This is a genomic window from Citrobacter sp. VF227 (assembly GCF_052950715.1).
Window position 1 is genome coordinate 112,291 of sequence record NZ_JBRFVF010000002.1, and the last position, 15,359, is coordinate 127,649.

Here is a 15,359-nt window from a genome sequence, read left to right on the forward strand (position 1 = left end):
GATGAAAAGAAAAGTAAATTACAGTGATAGTGATTATCATTACAGCAAAGAAACACTCAAGCAGAATGTTTTGAGAATGATGACTTAATGTAAACAGTTAGGCGGGTAATGGTTATGCAGGTTTGCGGGGGCGCAATAAAAAGCCCGCGCACGGCGGGCTTCAGGGACAGGAGATAAATTATTCTGCCTGTAAACGCGATGGCGGAGCTGAGTGATAATGGGCGTCAGCCTCGGCAAAACGTTGCTGCATAGCAGTTGAAGGTGCTTTACCCAACAGGCTGAAGACCACAATACCGATGCTGCCGAAAACAAAGCCCGGGATGATTTCATACAGACCCAGCCAGGCGAACTGCTTCCAGACGATTACCGTTACCGCACCGATGATCATCCCTGCTAACGCGCCGTTACGGGTCATGCGCGACCACATTACGGAGAACAGAACCACCGGACCAAACGCCGCGCCGAAGCCCGCCCAGGCGTAGCTTACCAAGCCCAGCACGCGGTTCTCCGGGTTCGCCGCCAGCGCGATAGACACCAGCGCCACGACCAGCACCATGATGCGACCAATCCAAACCAGCTCTTTCTGGCTGGCATTTTTACGCAGGAACGCTTTGTACAAATCTTCAGTGATTGCACTCGAGCATACCAGCAGCTGGCAGCTCAGCGTCGACATCACCGCAGCGAGGATCGCAGACAGCAGAATACCGGCAATCCACGGGTTGAACAGGATTTGCGCCAGTTCAATAAACACGCGCTCGGCGTTCTGATTAACGGCACCGGCCAACGTCGGATTGTTGTTAAAGTAAGCGATACCAAAGAAGCCAACGGCAACTGCTCCTGCCAGACAGAGGATCATCCAGGCCATACTGATACGGCGAGCATGAACAATACTATGATGAGAATCTGCCGCCATAAAGCGCGCCAGAATATGCGGCTGACCGAAATAGCCCAGACCCCAGCCCATCAGCGAAATGATGGCAACAAAATTCAGCCCTTTGAACATGTCCACGTTCTCAATGCTCTTTTGTTTAATCACTTCCAGTGAATCATCGAACCCACCCACGCCAATAATAACCATCACCGGCGTCAGGAGCAGGGCGAAAATCATCAGGCTGGCCTGGACAGTATCGGTCCAGCTTACCGCCAGGAAACCACCGATAAAGGTGTAAATGATAGTCGCGGCCGCCCCCGCCCACAGCGCGGTTTCGTAGCTCATACCAAAGGTGCTTTCAAACAGACGCGCCCCTGCCACAATACCGGAAGCACAATAGATGGTGAAAAACAGCAGAATAACCAGCGCGGAGATAATACGCAGAATCCGGCTTTTATCTTCAAAGCGTCCGGTAAAGTAATCCGGTAACGTCAGTGCATTGTTATTGTATTCGGTGTGTACGCGTAAACGTCCGGCCACCAGTTTCCAGTTGATCCATGCGCCCAAAATAAGACCGATAGCGATCCAGCTTTCTGAAATCCCCGACAGGAAAATTGCGCCAGGCAGCCCCATCAGCAGCCAGCCGCTCATGTCAGATGCCCCAGCGGATAACGCGGTCACGAATGGACCCAGACTGCGCCCACCAAGAATGTAATCGTCAAAGTTTTTGGTCGAACGCCATGCAATAAACCCTATCAATATCATGCCGAAAATATAGACACAGAATGTCACTAACATCGGTGTGCTAATAGCCATCAAAACTCTCCAAAATTATGTATCAGCAATGCCGTGGCTTGCCGTTTTATTACCCTGCCGGAACGTGGCAAAGATATCTATGTTTACCAGGCGACCGTATCCTGCCGGAAGCGATGGTTATTCACAATCGATTTAACACACCATTTACATCAAATTTAATCCAGAGTAGATAGCATTTTTCTGTAGGTTGCACTCTCTCACATTTTTTTCGGTTGCACCTTTTAAAAGTGTTAACTACCGCAGAGAAAAAGATTCAGTAACTTTTTCAGTCCCTGGCATAACGATCATATTTATTAACATTTCATTCATTTCCAAGCTTGCAAACCAAGTCACATTTAACATGGTTGCACAAAGTTGCAACATGATGGATATTTCTCGGTAACTATCAGACCCGTATTTAAGTACAACAGGAGTAAATGGCATGGGAACCACCACGATGGGGGTTAAGCTGGATGACGCCACTCGCGAGCGTATTAAAACAGCAGCATCACGAATCGATCGCACACCACACTGGCTGATTAAGCAAGCCATCTTTAATTATCTCGAAAGACTGGAAAATGACGATGCGCTTCCTGAACTGCCAGCTCTGCTGGCGGGCGCTGCGAATGAGGGTGAGGAATCCACCACGCTGCAGAATGAAGCGTATCAGCCTTTCCTGGAGTTCGCCGAACAGATCCTGCCACAGTCTGTTTCACGCGCAGCAATTACCGCCGCGTACCGCCGTGCCGAAACCGACGCAGTGCCAATGCTGATGGAGCAGGCTCGCCTGCCGCAGCCCATCGCCGAGCAGGCGCATAAGCTGGCGTACAGCCTGGCCGATAAACTGCGCAACCAGAAGACCGCCAGCGGGCGCGCCGGGATGGTACAGGGTTTATTGCAGGAGTTCTCTCTTTCTTCGCAGGAAGGTGTCGCGCTAATGTGTCTGGCCGAAGCCTTGTTGCGTATTCCTGATAAGGCAACCCGCGATGCGTTAATCCGCGACAAAATCAGCAACGGTAACTGGCAGTCGCACATTGGACGCAGCCCGTCCCTGTTCGTCAACGCGGCGACCTGGGGGTTGTTGTTTACCGGTCGTTTGGTTTCTACGCATAACGAAGCCAGTCTCTCACGCTCACTGAATCGTATTATCGGCAAGAGCGGTGAACCGCTGGTGCGTAAAGGCGTCGATATGGCAATGCGCTTAATGGGTGAGCAGTTTGTCACCGGGGAGACCATCGCCGAAGCGCTGGCTAATGCGCGTAAACTGGAAGAAAAAGGCTTCCGCTACTCTTATGACATGCTGGGCGAAGCGGCGCTGACCGCCGCTGATGCTCAGGCTTATATGGTTTCATACCAACAGGCGATCCACGCCATTGGTAAAGCCTCGAACGGTCGTGGTATCTATGAAGGACCAGGTATTTCTATCAAACTGTCGGCGCTGCATCCACGTTATAGCCGCGCGCAGTATGACCGCGTCATGGACGAGCTCTATCCTCGACTGAAATCGCTTACTCTGCTGGCACGTCAGTACGATATCGGCATTAACATTGACGCTGAAGAAGCCGACCGACTGGAGATCTCCCTCGATCTGCTGGAAAAACTGTGCTTTGAACCTGAGCTGGCGGGCTGGAACGGGATTGGCTTTGTAATCCAGGCTTACCAGAAGCGCTGCCCGTATGTGATTGATTATCTCATTGATCTGGCTACACGCAGCCGCCGCCGACTGATGATCCGCCTGGTCAAAGGCGCGTACTGGGATAGCGAAATCAAACGCGCTCAGATGGACGGTCTTGAGGGGTATCCGGTCTACACCCGTAAGGTGTACACCGACGTCTCCTATCTGGCCTGTGCGAAAAAACTGCTGGCCGTCCCCAACCTGATCTACCCACAGTTTGCCACCCACAACGCCCATACGCTGGCGGCCATTTATCAGTTAGCGGGTCAAAACTACTACCCAGGGCAGTACGAGTTCCAGTGCCTGCACGGCATGGGTGAGCCGCTATATGAGCAGGTCACCGGCAAAGTCGCTGATGGCAAGTTGAACCGTCCATGCCGCATTTATGCGCCGGTCGGCACGCACGAAACGCTGCTGGCGTACCTGGTGCGTCGTCTGCTGGAAAACGGCGCCAACACCTCATTCGTCAACCGTATTGCAGACACCACCCTGCCGCTGGATGAACTGGTTGCCGATCCTGTTGAAGCCGTTGAAAAACTGGCACAGCAGGAAGGTCAGGCCGGGCTGCCGCATCCGAAGATTGCCCTACCGCGAGACCTGTACGGTAAAGGCCGGGAAAACTCAGGCGGACTGGATTTAGCTAACGAACATCGTCTGGCCTCGCTGTCTTCTGCCCTGCTCAACAGCGCGCTACAAAAATGGCACGCCAAACCAATGCTCGAACAACCGGTCGCTGACGGTGAAATGACGCCAGTCGTCAACCCGGCTGAACCGAAAGACATTGTCGGTTACGTGCGTGAAGCGACACACAGCGAAGTGGAACTGGCGTTGCAGAACGCGGTAAATAACGCGCCGATCTGGTTCGCCACGCCGCCCCAGGAGCGCGCCGCTATTTTGCATCGCGCCGCCGTGCTGATGGAAGGTCAGATGCAGCAGTTGATTGGCATCCTGGTGCGTGAAGCAGGTAAAACCTTCAGCAACGCCATTGCGGAAGTACGCGAAGCGGTCGACTTCCTGCACTATTATGCCGGCCAGGTCCGCGATGACTTTGATAATGAAACTCATCGTCCATTAGGCCCGGTGGTCTGTATCAGCCCATGGAACTTCCCGCTGGCTATTTTCACCGGACAGATTGCCGCCGCGCTGGCAGCGGGCAATAGCGTGCTGGCGAAACCGGCAGAACAAACCCCGCTGATTGCCGCTCAGGGCATCGCAATCTTGCTTGAAGCGGGAGTCCCTCCGGGCGTGGTGCAACTGTTGCCCGGTCAGGGTGAAACCGTTGGGGCGCAGCTCACTTCCGATGAGCGCGTTCGCGGCGTGATGTTTACCGGCTCCACAGAAGTCGCCACGCTGTTACAACGCAATATCGCAACCCGCCTTGATGCTCAGGGGCGCCCAATCCCACTTATCGCCGAAACGGGTGGGATGAACGCAATGATTGTCGACTCCTCCGCCCTGACGGAACAGGTCGTGGTCGACGTCCTGGCCTCTGCATTTGACAGTGCCGGACAGCGCTGCTCCGCGCTGCGCGTCCTGTGTCTGCAGGATGATGTGGCCGACCACACGCTGAAAATGCTGCGCGGCGCGATGGCGGAATGCCGCATGGGCAACCCGGGCCGCCTGACTACCGATATCGGGCCGGTTATCGATGAAGAAGCGAAAAGCAATATTGAGCGCCACATTCAGACTATGCGCGCCAAAGGACGTCCGGTATTCCAGGCCGTGCGTGAAAACAGCGACGATGCCCGTGAATGGCAAACCGGTACCTTTATCGCGCCAACGCTTATCGAGCTGGAAAGCTTCGACGAATTACAAAAGGAGGTGTTCGGCCCGGTACTGCATGTCGTGCGTTTCACCCGTAACAATCTGGGCAGCCTCATTGAGCAAATTAATGCCTCCGGCTACGGCCTGACGTTGGGTGTGCACACCCGTATCGATGAAACCATTGCCCAGGTCACGGGATCGGCACATGTGGGTAACTTGTACGTTAACCGCAATATGGTCGGTGCCGTCGTCGGCGTGCAGCCATTCGGCGGCGAAGGCTTGTCAGGAACCGGGCCAAAAGCAGGTGGACCGCTGTATCTGTATCGCCTGCTGGCTAACCGTCCGGAAAATGCGTTAGGCATCACGCTTGCGCGTCAGGATGCAGACTACCCGGTTGATGCGCAGCTAAAAACTGCACTCATTCAGCCGCTGGAAGCGCTCAGTGAATGGGCAACCGATCGTCCATCGCTGCGTGCGCTCTGCCAGCAGTTTGGCGAACTGGCGCAAGCCGGTACCCAACGTCTGCTGCCAGGCCCCACCGGCGAGCGCAATACCTGGACGCTGTTGCCGCGCGAACGCGTGCTATGTATTGCCGATGACGAACAAGATGCACTGGTACAGGTTGCCGCCGTGGCTTCCGTAGGTAGCTTAATCCTGTGGCCTGATGATGCATTCCATCGCGACCTGGCAAAACGCCTGCCAACTGAGGTTTCCGGGCGCATTCAGTTTGCCAAAGCAGACAACATCATCTCGCAGCCGTTTGATGCCGTTATTTTCCACGGTGATTCCGATCAGCTTCGCGCATTGTGCGAAGCGGTGGCGGCCCGCGAAGGGGCGATTGTCTCGGTCCAGGGCTTTGCCCGCGGCGAAAGCAATATTCTGCTGGAGAGGCTGTACATTGAGCGCTCCCTGAGCGTCAATACCGCCGCTGCCGGGGGGAACGCCAGCCTGATGACAATCGGTTAAGGTTGTGGTTAATTAAGGCTCCGGTAACGGGGCCTTTTTTGTAAAGTCAGAGGGAAACATGAAACGAATTTTACTGACATGTGCAGCGCTGCTGCTTAGCGGCCAGGTACTGGCGGATGACTGCGCCAGCGCGAACACGCAGATTGAAATGAACACCTGTGCGGCAGAACAGTTTAAGACGGCAGATGCCAAACTGAATGAAACCTATCAGAATGCGCTGAAGCGCGCCGCCCCAACTCAGCGCGATTTACTGAAAAAAGCGCAAAACGCATGGATAACCTTGCGCGATGCGGACTGTGCGTTAATCAGTTCCGGTACAGAAGGCGGCAGTGTCCAGGCGATGATATCCAGCCAGTGCCTGACGGATAAAACCAACGAGCGCGAAGCGTTTCTCGCCTCGCTCTTACAGTGCGAAGAAGGTGATTTAAGCTGTCCGTTACCGCCGGCCGGTTAACGCACGCGGATCCCTTCAATAATCATCCGCTGCACGCTCTCAACGGTTTGGTTAAAAAAGGCTTCATCACGCAGCGTTGCGCCCGTCACCGCCTCCACCTGTGGAGCAAAATCGGCGTAATGCTGGGTTGATGCCCAAATCATAAAAATCAGATGGTGCGGATCGACCGGCGCCAGCTTCCCGCTTTTAATCCACCCGGCGATCAGCGCGGACTTCTCATCAATCAGCGTTTTGAGATCGCCCGTTAATTCAGCCATCAACAACGGTGCGCCTGCCAGCATCTCCATACAAAACAGCCGTGACGCCTGAGGGTAATCCCGGGACACTTCCAGCTTAAGACGAATATATTCTTTGATGGCCACCAGCGGCGCAAAGTCTTCGCGAAACGCCTTCAACGGTGCCAGCCAGATGTCGAGGATTTGCCGTAAAACGGCAATATAAAGCACCTCTTTTGACGAGTAGTAATAAAGCAGATTGGTTTTTGACACCCCCGCCTGCTCAGCGACCTGTTCGAGGCGCGTGCCGTGGATCCCATATTGGGAGAAGATATTTAATGCCGCGGTTAATATGGCCTGGCGTTTTGCACTGACGGCCTGCGAGCGCTTACCTGTTTTTTTCTCTGCGCGTTGAACCATGCGCCCTCTCCTTCTTGTGAGGGCGTCAGCATACCAAATCACGCGGTGAATGGTTAAATTAAAGCGACTCCGGCGGTACCTCTTGTACCACCGTTTTTTTCTTTTTGAACTTTAGTTCACTGACCAGCACGCCAACAATAATGAAGGCCGCGCCGAGCAAAGCCAGGAGCGGTAAGCGTTCCCCCGCCAGACGACCAAAGATCCCTGCCCATACCGGCTCGCCGGTATAAATGACCGTCGCGCGCGTCGGCGAAACGCTGCGCTGCGCCCAGTTCATGGTAACCTGGATAATCGCACTGAAAATCCCCAGCCCCAACGCCACAACCAGCAATCCGGTAGACATCGACGGTACGGACTCTCCGGCAGGGGCCATCGCAATAAACGCCACGATAGAAGCAGTTGCCAGTTGTACCACCGTTACCCGCCGCACATCCACTTTCCCCGCCCACGCGCTAATCAGGATAATTTCCGCCGCAATCGCCACCGCGCCAGCGAGCGTTATCCACTCCCCTTCGCCTAAAGCCAACACATTGCCTCCCGGCCCGGCAAGGAAAATCAACCCGATAAAGGCCAGAACAATACCGATACACGGCATCAGTCCGGGCATACGTCCCAGACACAACCATTGTAAAAGCGGTACCAACGGCACGTACATCGCAGTAATAAACGCCGATTTACTGCTGGGAATAAACTGTAGTCCCCATGTTTGCAGACTATAGCCCAGCGCAATGGCGATACCGATTGCCACCCCTGCTTTGAATTCCAGCCACGTTAGCTGATGCAATGTGCGTAACGACAAAAGCGCGACCGCCAGCGCAGCGGTGGCAAAACGTACGCCAACAAAGAAAAAAGGTCCGCTCAGGGTAACGGCATATTGCACCGCCAGAAACGTGCCACCCCAGAACATGGTGATCACAATAAGGATCGCTTCCTGAGGTTTAACAGAGAAGGAATAACGAGAAAGTAATGACATGAGACACCCGATTAACTGAATATCGTTAGTCTGCGTTGCGTTTTGTTACAGTTCAACCTTGCAGATAAAAAAAACCGCCGGAAAAACCCGGCGGCGGTGGCTTCGTAACGTCTGACTCTGATCCTCAGCCGTCACGCTATATCTGACAGATAACCTGGCAATTACGATTTGTTGTTGCCGTGGCTATTTTTGCCCCCTTTTTTGCCTGCCTCTGAAGCGCGTTGCGGGTCATTCTTAAAGTTGCCCCCGCTGTGCTGGCCACCTTTTCGACCTGCTTCTGATGCTCTTTCGCGGTCTTCCGCAAAGTTACCGGAACCGCCCCGATGGTTTGCCATTACTGACCTCCGTCATTGTTTAGACATCATATTGCATAGGTACTGAGGAGTGATACCTCACGCAGCGTTATGGGCGATGCCCTGAAAATAACTGCGTGGGATCAAGCATAGTGAAGCATGGCCTGAACAATGGCTGGCTGTAATATTCTGCAACAGGATAAGTGGCGATATACAAATAATCACCACAAGAAATCAATAAGCCTTTCTTATCATTACTGAAATCAGCCCGTTTAAATATGTATCATTTTGCTACAAAACATGGTTGTGTAAAAATTGTTATAAATCAAAGAAGTGATTGTGAAATTTGCACTCCTGACAGTACGTCATATCTTTAAATGTAGGTAGCGAATCGCTACGGACACGGTTAACTCGAGGAGTAGTGTAAAATGGCAAAAGTTCTGGTGCTTTATTATTCCATGTACGGACACATTGAAACTATGGCCCATGCAGTCGCAGAAGGCGCAAATAAGGTAGATGGTGCGGAAGTGATTATTAAGCGCGTACCAGAGACCATGCAGCCTGAGATTTTCCTCAAGGCTGGCGGCAAAACCCAAAACGCACCAGTCGCAACCCCGCAAGAACTGGCTGATTACGACGCCATTATTTTTGGTACCCCGACACGCTTTGGCAATATGTCCGGCCAGATGCGCACCTTCCTCGACCAGACTGGCGGACTGTGGGCTTCTGGCGGCCTGTACGGCAAACTCGCCAGCGTATTCAGCTCAACGGGCACCGGTGGTGGCCAGGAACAAACCATCACCTCAACCTGGACTACGCTTGCCCACCATGGGATGGTGATTGTGCCCATCGGTTACGCGGCGCAAGAACTGTTTGATGTCTCTCAAGTTCGCGGCGGTACACCTTACGGCGCAACGACCATCGCCGGAGGCGACGGCTCTCGCCAGCCAAGTCAGGAAGAATTATCTATCGCCCGCTATCAGGGTGAATATGTCGCGGGTCTGGCAGTAAAACTCAACGGCTAATCTTCAACAGGAGGATTCGAATGCCAACTCAAGAAGCGAAAGCTCATCACGTCGGTGAATGGGCAAGTCTGCGCAATACATCGCCGGAAATAGCCGAAGCCATTTTTGAAGTCGCGAATTATGACGAGAAACTGGCGGAAAAAATTTGGGAAGAAGGTAGCGACGAAGTACTCATCAAAGCCTTTGAGAAAACAGACAAAGATTCGCTCTTTTGGGGTGAACAGACTATCGAACGCAAAAACGTCTAGCGCTCTGACTCCCCCGCGCTCGCGGGGGAGTTTTTCTTTTACTTCGCCGCCTCATTCAACACGCTGTCGAACTTATCTATCGGACAAAAACCATCCGCATCTATCGGGCAGCCTTTCAGCTCCAGCGTTACGCGCTGCGCCGGAGACTTCAGCGTCAGGGCCTCAGCATTACGCAACTGCTGCGAGCTCTGATACACGTATTCGATCTTCATCAGGTCACGATTCGCGTTACTGTCATGCCAGCGCTGGAAGACTATCTTCCCGCCAATCGGCGTACGCTCGTTCTGATCGTGAAGCTGGTATGGTTTGAAATCCAGCGCAGTGAGCAGCGATGCGATGTTTGAGTCATGGCCCACCAACACGGTAATTTTCGGCGCTTTCACGCGTTCCGTAACCAACGCATTATCAATATATTTCACCAGCGGTTTGGCGACGTTCTGCGCCACTTCAGGGGAGGTGAACAGGCTGTCCTGATAGCCGTTTTTCAGCTTCGACAATACCTTCCATTGTTGATCGGATTTAATCTCGCCCCAGGCGACCTGGTCCATCGGGAAACCTTCGTAATATTGCAACGTGAAGGCATCAACCAGCGAATTCCCCACCTTCAGCGGCCCCGAAACACCAGGCTCCTGCTGATATTTCGCGCTGAACGTATCTTTGGCATCGGTCAGGGAACACTGCTGCTTTTCTTTACAGGACGGTGAGTCCTTGTAGTCGGTCATTTGCTCAAGCAACTGATAGCTGTCGTTGAGCTGCATTTTGCTACGCTCTTTCTCCATTGCCTGAACGGCCTGCTGGCTGAAGGCGGCAGAATCATCGGTGATCACCGGGTTAAAGGTGGGATCCATGGTACCCATTTTTTCCTGATGATGAACCGGAACGTCACAACCAGGGAAAGCGCCGGTGACAAAGAACTGCGCCGTGGCGACCGTACGCTGCAGACTGTTAGCATAGGTATAGACTGTATCCGGTGCCGGACATTCGCCCGATTTCACCATCCCCTGCTCTGCCAGCCACTCCCGCATATAGTGGCCCATATAGATTTCCAGCACACCGCCTTTAGTAGTCAGTTGTCCGCCGGGGACATCCCATTCTGGCCATTGCTTGGGGGTGGACTGTTCAAGAACGCTGCCGTTATTGGCTAAAGGTGCGCGTAAGTTATGCCGACTCATCATCAATACTTGTTGAAGCTGATAGCCTTCCGGCGCGGTCTGAGCCTGCGCGGCGGTAGACAGTAATACAGCCCCTGCCACGGCTGCGGCGATTAACGATTTATTCATCCCTACGACCTCTTGTTGTTATCAATCACAACAGAGTGTGACAGAAATATGACATTTTTCCGGGAACGCTTTCGCAAAACGAATCATCTACCGCGTTGTTTTAACGCCGAACTCACTTTCAATTTTCCTGAAAAGCGAAGATAACCTGTTCTGGACGTTGAACGCCGTGCCAGCTTCGCCAGGCAACGAAATATGTCTTCCCATTTACGGGGAATGATAAAAAAATGCCGGGTTTCCCCGGCACGAATATCAGAACGTTTTCGCCCACCACAACCGAAGCTTCATGCCCCAGTAGCTGGTCCAACCGCTGGTTGTTGATACTACCCGTCCTTGTGACATCACCACCAATGTCGGTGTGACGCTAATATCCCAACTACGGGAGATGGCTCCGTTCGCATCATTGATCACCGGAAACTCCACGCCTTTATGCAACAGCCAGCGAGATACCTCGGCTTCACTTCCGGAGCGTAACGCAATGGTCATCACGTTTTCCCCTTCTGAACGCAGTCTGGCAACTTCCGGCGTTGTAAAGCGACATACACCGCACCAGCTCGCCCAGAAATAGAGCAACACCGGTTTGTCTTTACTGAGCGTCGCCAGGGTGACGGTTTCCCCCTCCAGCGTTTGCAAATGCGTGCTGTCAAAAGAGGCAGGGACCTGCGGCGCGCGCCAGACATCCATCAGTAGCATCGTCCCTGCCAACAGCGCCAGTAAAATCAGTCCTTCGCGCAGCCAGCGGCGCAGCTTACTGAGCATTGGCCGCCGCCAGCTTTTCTTTTACCACTTCCTCAAGAGTTTCCCACGGCACTACACCGGGAATAAGTTCATCGCCAATAATCGTTGCGGGAGTTCCCTGCACACCCACCAGCCGCGCCAATTGCAGGTTAGTGCTCAGCGTTTCCGCACTTTGGGCGTCCAACGTCACCGGATTGACACCCGCTCTTTCCTGCGCCTGTTTGATGCTGACGTCGGTATGGTAACCTTTCTTCTGCATCAGTTTTTCATGTAGCGCCGGAAACTGCTGCGGATGCTCACGCCAGGTAGTCAGCACGGTCCGCGCCGCAAGTTCCGAACTTTCCCCTTTAAACGGTAACGGTTTAATCACTACCGCCACGTCAGGGTATTTCTGCACTATTTTTTCCAGCATCGGATCCAGTTGCTTGCAGTATGGGCAGTTGTAATCAGTGAAGTTTATCAGGGTCAGTTTTGCCTGCTTTGCGCCAATCCGCGGGCTGTTGGGATCGTTGAACAGGGCTTCCTGAATTAATGCTTCAATTTGCTTTTCCTGTTCCGGAGTAAACGGTGCTGGCTCTTTCGCTACGCTGACGGCAGAAAACAGGGTTAACAGCAGAACAATCATCATCTTCATGGAGTGACTCCTTGGGCATTGGTCAGCGTTTGCAGTACCGCATCGCGGGTTAACAACGTGGGTAACGCCTGGCCTTCCGGCAGACCGGGGCCATAAATTTGGTTATACGGCACAGCAACCTGGCCGCGTTTTTTGAGAAATTCGGTGATGGCTTCAGAAGGGAGTGTCCAGTCGCCGCGCAACGCCACCACATCCGGTTGTTGTAAAGCGGCTTGTACGTCATCTGTATTCAAGACGTTGTATTTATTTACTTTACAGGTAATGCACCAGTCGGCAGTCACGTCAATGAACACGCGCTTATGTTGCGCCAGTGCATCCTCTATCGCCTGCTCGCTTAGCGGTTGCCAGTTCACGCTTTCTTTCGCGCCACTTTGCCCACCAAACCCTAAATGCGGGAGCAGCAGTGTCGCAAGCCAGATAGCCGAACCCAGCATCATCACACCGAGCAGACGCCGCAAAATATTCATCCAGCGCCCTGGACGCGGCAAACGCAGCGCCAGACCGGGACGCAGGGCCACGAGCAGCCACGGCAAGCTCATCCCCACCCCAAGTGCGATAAACAGCCCCCACAATGTTGGCAGCGAAGCGGTTAAAGCTACCGCCACCGCTGTTCCCAGAAACGGGGCGCTGCACGGCGTAGCAAGCAGCGTCGCAAATGCGCCTTGCCAGAAATGTCCCGACAGGCCGTTGCCGCCGTGAGTCGCCAGCGTCGTGGTCATCGCCGACGGCAGGCGGAATTCAAACCAACCAAACAGGCTGGCACTGAACGTCAGCATCACCAATACCATCACGCCAATGAACCACGGATTCTGAAACTGGATCCCCCAGCCGAGCGCCTGATTGGTTAAACGCAACACCGTCATCAATAGCGCCAGGGCCATAAAGGAAACCAGTATTCCGGCTACCGATGCCAGAAACTGACGGCGGATCTGGCGACGGCTTTTTTCCTCAACAAGCAAAATTGAGCCCAGCTTCATGCCCAGAACCGGTAACACACAGGGCATCAGGTTGAGAATCAAACCGCCCAATAACGCCATTAACACCACCTGCCACAACGGGAGTGAGGCGTTTTCAATAACCGGGGCTTCGCCAATCGTAAGACGACTTTCCTGGGCAACACCGTTATCCGCCAGAACCAGCGTGACTGACTTACCGCGTAAATCCGGCGCGCCTTCCCCCCAACCGTCATGAACAGGTACCGTAGCGCGTAGGGTCTCACCTTCGACGTGAATTTGCGGCATACCAAAATCCGCATCATCAACGGTATCCAGAAAAAGTTCAGGCTGAGTCCAGCCGCCCTGGCGATGAGCTTCGACGACTAACTCTCCCGCCCGCGCGCCGGCGCTCAGAGCATCGGTCAGGCCGCTGGCCAGCGGAACCTGCCCCATCGCCTGAGCATAGTCATGCGCAAAAGCCGGGTCCTGAGCTGTGGGCGTCACGGAAAAGGGAAAATCCGTCAGCAGGCATACGTTGCTACAGGTAGATAGCGTCAAAATACCGTTGAGCGTGGCAGGTGATCTGCCGCGCACAACCATTGGGAACGTCACCTGATCGTGATACCCCTGGGTAGTAATGTTTGCAACTTCAAAGCGTGCAGGGGTTGGCCAGAACCAGTCGACCACGGGCATTTCCCCTTGCCAGGCGACAGAAGGTGCGACCCCGCCCTCACCCGGCGAACGCCAGTAAGTTTTCCAGCCATCTTCCAGTTTAACATCCAGCAACAGACGGGTTTCGCCACCAGCGGACGTATCAGCGCGTAACCGTACGCTGGCGTGATCGTTATCGGGTGAACGCAGCCAGCCGGGTTCAGCCGCCCAGGATACGGGCAGCCATAGCAATAACAGACAGAACAGCGCCTGCCTGAAAACAGTCATCATAAATTTTCTCCGTGAATAATTATCTAACAGTCAGCAACAGCTGTTCTGTCATTCACGGAAGACACAAAATCGCAGATGTACCCTGAGAGTGGGGGGCGAGATGGCTCGCGGTGGGAAAAAAGGCAAACGAAATGCCCGCACTGGCGCCAGCAGCGACAAAAGCAGACACAGCACCAGAATAGCGCCTTCAAACAGTACAGGAGGTGCGGCAAGTAACGACTTCGCGCTCAGTTCACACGGGGTAACGGGTGAGGCCTCATCGGTCTGCGCGGGTGCGCTTACGACAATGCTGGCGGCAACAGTGTTCATCTGCAACGCATGCAGAACTGCCATGCGTTGTGCGGTGCAAACCATCACCACAACACATGCCAGACAGAGGAACCACCATCCCATCCGTTGACGTTTCGCCATTATACCCTCACTGATTGATGCGAGTTATCTTAACCACTCGCCAGGTTTTGGCAACCTTTGTGCTGTAAAGTTATGTCCTGCTGTCGGCTGGATATACCGCAATTTCAATCAGATTAAGATCGGGATCTCTGATGTAAACCGAGCGAATCACTCCTGTCGCGCCAGTGCGCGCCACCGGTCCCTCAACGATATCGATCCCATGCGTTTGAAACGTTGCCATCACTTCATCCAGCGTACGCGTGGTGATAAAACACAGATCCAGCGCCCCCGGTGTAGGCAGATAAGCTTTGGGTTCAAACTCTTTTCCCCGAATGTGGAGGTTAATCTTTTGATTACCAAAGACGAAGGCTTTGCGCCCTTGCGCGAAAGTTTCCAGCCTCATCCCTAATAGTTCGACATAAAAACGTACGCAAGCCTCTTCATTATTGGTGGTCAGTACCAGGTGATCCAGGCGGTCAATCATAACGATATCCATTTGGTTGCTCGTCTCTGACACTTACCCTATTCATTCCTGTGCGACAAGAAAATCTTTCAGATACTTTGGCATAATGTATGCGCAACGCCTTACCACTCACGTTTTACAAGCGAAATGATAATGACTCTATTTTCGCCTTTATTCATTACACTATAACATTGCTAAAAATAACCACATAAATATCACGGAAGTTATTATTCACTATTTGCGAAGAATACCCGTGAGTATTTCTATGACTGCACATAAAT

At 53.3% G+C, this 15,359-nt stretch carries 14 protein-coding genes; 4 read left to right on the forward strand and 10 right to left on the reverse strand.

The features are described from left to right. Positions 1-178 precede the first annotated feature (178 nt). Positions 179-1,687, reverse strand: coding sequence for a sodium/proline symporter PutP (putP, locus tag ACU8YC_RS08050; RefSeq protein ID WP_446895191.1), 1,509 nt, complete (start codon positions 1,685-1,687; stop codon positions 179-181). A 421-nt stretch (positions 1,688-2,108) separates the two neighbouring features. Here putP and putA point away from each other — a divergent pair, with 421 nt between their 5' ends. Next, positions 2,109-6,071: a trifunctional transcriptional regulator/proline dehydrogenase/L-glutamate gamma-semialdehyde dehydrogenase gene (gene putA, locus ACU8YC_RS08055; RefSeq protein ID WP_446895192.1), complete on the forward strand. Its 3,963-nt coding sequence runs from the start codon at positions 2,109-2,111 to the stop codon at positions 6,069-6,071. Between the two features lie 58 nt (positions 6,072-6,129). Beyond that, positions 6,130-6,525: a lysozyme inhibitor LprI family protein gene (locus tag ACU8YC_RS08060; RefSeq protein WP_187252689.1), complete on the forward strand. Its 396-nt coding sequence runs from the start codon at positions 6,130-6,132 to the stop codon at positions 6,523-6,525. Here ACU8YC_RS08060 and rutR read toward each other — a convergent pair. The 3 genes from rutR to ACU8YC_RS08075 all read right to left on the reverse strand — a co-directional run bounded on the left by rutR (position 6,522) and on the right by ACU8YC_RS08075 (position 8,468). Then, complete coding sequence (rutR, locus tag ACU8YC_RS08065) at positions 6,522-7,160, reverse strand: HTH-type transcriptional regulator RutR (RefSeq protein ID WP_151217983.1); 639 nt, start codon at positions 7,158-7,160, stop codon at positions 6,522-6,524. The genes ACU8YC_RS08060 and rutR overlap by 4 nt on opposite strands. A gap of 58 nt (positions 7,161-7,218) precedes the next feature. Beyond that, positions 7,219-8,133: a DMT family transporter gene (locus ACU8YC_RS08070; protein ID WP_187259687.1), complete on the reverse strand. Its 915-nt coding sequence runs from the start codon at positions 8,131-8,133 to the stop codon at positions 7,219-7,221. Positions 8,134-8,294: 161 nt separating this feature from the next. After that, positions 8,295-8,468 carry a con-10 family general stress protein gene (locus ACU8YC_RS08075; RefSeq protein WP_003036022.1) on the reverse strand — a complete coding sequence of 58 codons (174 nt, stop codon included), beginning with the start codon at positions 8,466-8,468 and terminating at the stop codon, positions 8,295-8,297. Between the two features lie 386 nt (positions 8,469-8,854). On the opposite strand from ACU8YC_RS08075, the gene wrbA reads away from it, so the two are divergent. Both wrbA and ACU8YC_RS08085 read left to right on the forward strand, forming a co-directional pair. Beyond that, on the forward strand, positions 8,855-9,451 hold the full coding sequence (wrbA, locus tag ACU8YC_RS08080; RefSeq protein WP_003832057.1) for an NAD(P)H:quinone oxidoreductase: 597 nt from the start codon (positions 8,855-8,857) through the stop codon (positions 9,449-9,451). A gap of 20 nt (positions 9,452-9,471) precedes the next feature. After that, positions 9,472-9,699, forward strand: coding sequence for a YccJ family protein (locus ACU8YC_RS08085; RefSeq protein WP_061067654.1), 228 nt, complete (start codon positions 9,472-9,474; stop codon positions 9,697-9,699). Positions 9,700-9,737: 38 nt separating this feature from the next. Here the strand turns inward: ACU8YC_RS08085 and agp are convergent, their stop codons facing one another. The 6 genes from agp to ACU8YC_RS08115 all read right to left on the reverse strand — a co-directional run bounded on the left by agp (position 9,738) and on the right by ACU8YC_RS08115 (position 15,111). Then, a complete protein-coding gene (gene agp, locus ACU8YC_RS08090) occupies positions 9,738-10,979 on the reverse strand; it encodes a bifunctional glucose-1-phosphatase/inositol phosphatase (RefSeq protein ID WP_151217982.1) in 1,242 nt (413 codons plus the stop codon). Between the two features lie 249 nt (positions 10,980-11,228). Continuing rightward, entirely contained in the window at positions 11,229-11,735 is a 507-nt protein-coding gene (locus ACU8YC_RS08095; protein WP_278238789.1) for a protein disulfide oxidoreductase, read from the reverse strand. Continuing rightward, positions 11,725-12,348 carry a DsbA family protein gene (locus tag ACU8YC_RS08100; protein WP_446895193.1) on the reverse strand — a complete coding sequence of 208 codons (624 nt, stop codon included), beginning with the start codon at positions 12,346-12,348 and terminating at the stop codon, positions 11,725-11,727. Before ACU8YC_RS08100 ends, ACU8YC_RS08095 begins: the two co-directional genes overlap by 11 nt. Then, on the reverse strand, positions 12,345-14,225 hold the full coding sequence (locus ACU8YC_RS08105; protein ID WP_210904913.1) for a protein-disulfide reductase DsbD family protein: 1,881 nt from the start codon (positions 14,223-14,225) through the stop codon (positions 12,345-12,347). The genes ACU8YC_RS08100 and ACU8YC_RS08105 overlap by 4 nt, the downstream gene beginning before the upstream one ends. Positions 14,226-14,273: 48 nt before the next feature. Further along, the gene (locus ACU8YC_RS08110; protein ID WP_446895194.1) at positions 14,274-14,636 is read right to left on the reverse strand and encodes a copper resistance protein; all 363 of its coding nucleotides are present in this window, start codon (positions 14,634-14,636) and stop codon (positions 14,274-14,276) included. A gap of 70 nt (positions 14,637-14,706) precedes the next feature. Continuing rightward, positions 14,707-15,111, reverse strand: a complete 405-nt coding sequence (locus ACU8YC_RS08115) for a VOC family protein (RefSeq protein ID WP_446895195.1) — start codon at positions 15,109-15,111, stop codon at positions 14,707-14,709. Between the last annotated feature and the right edge of the window lie 248 nt (positions 15,112-15,359).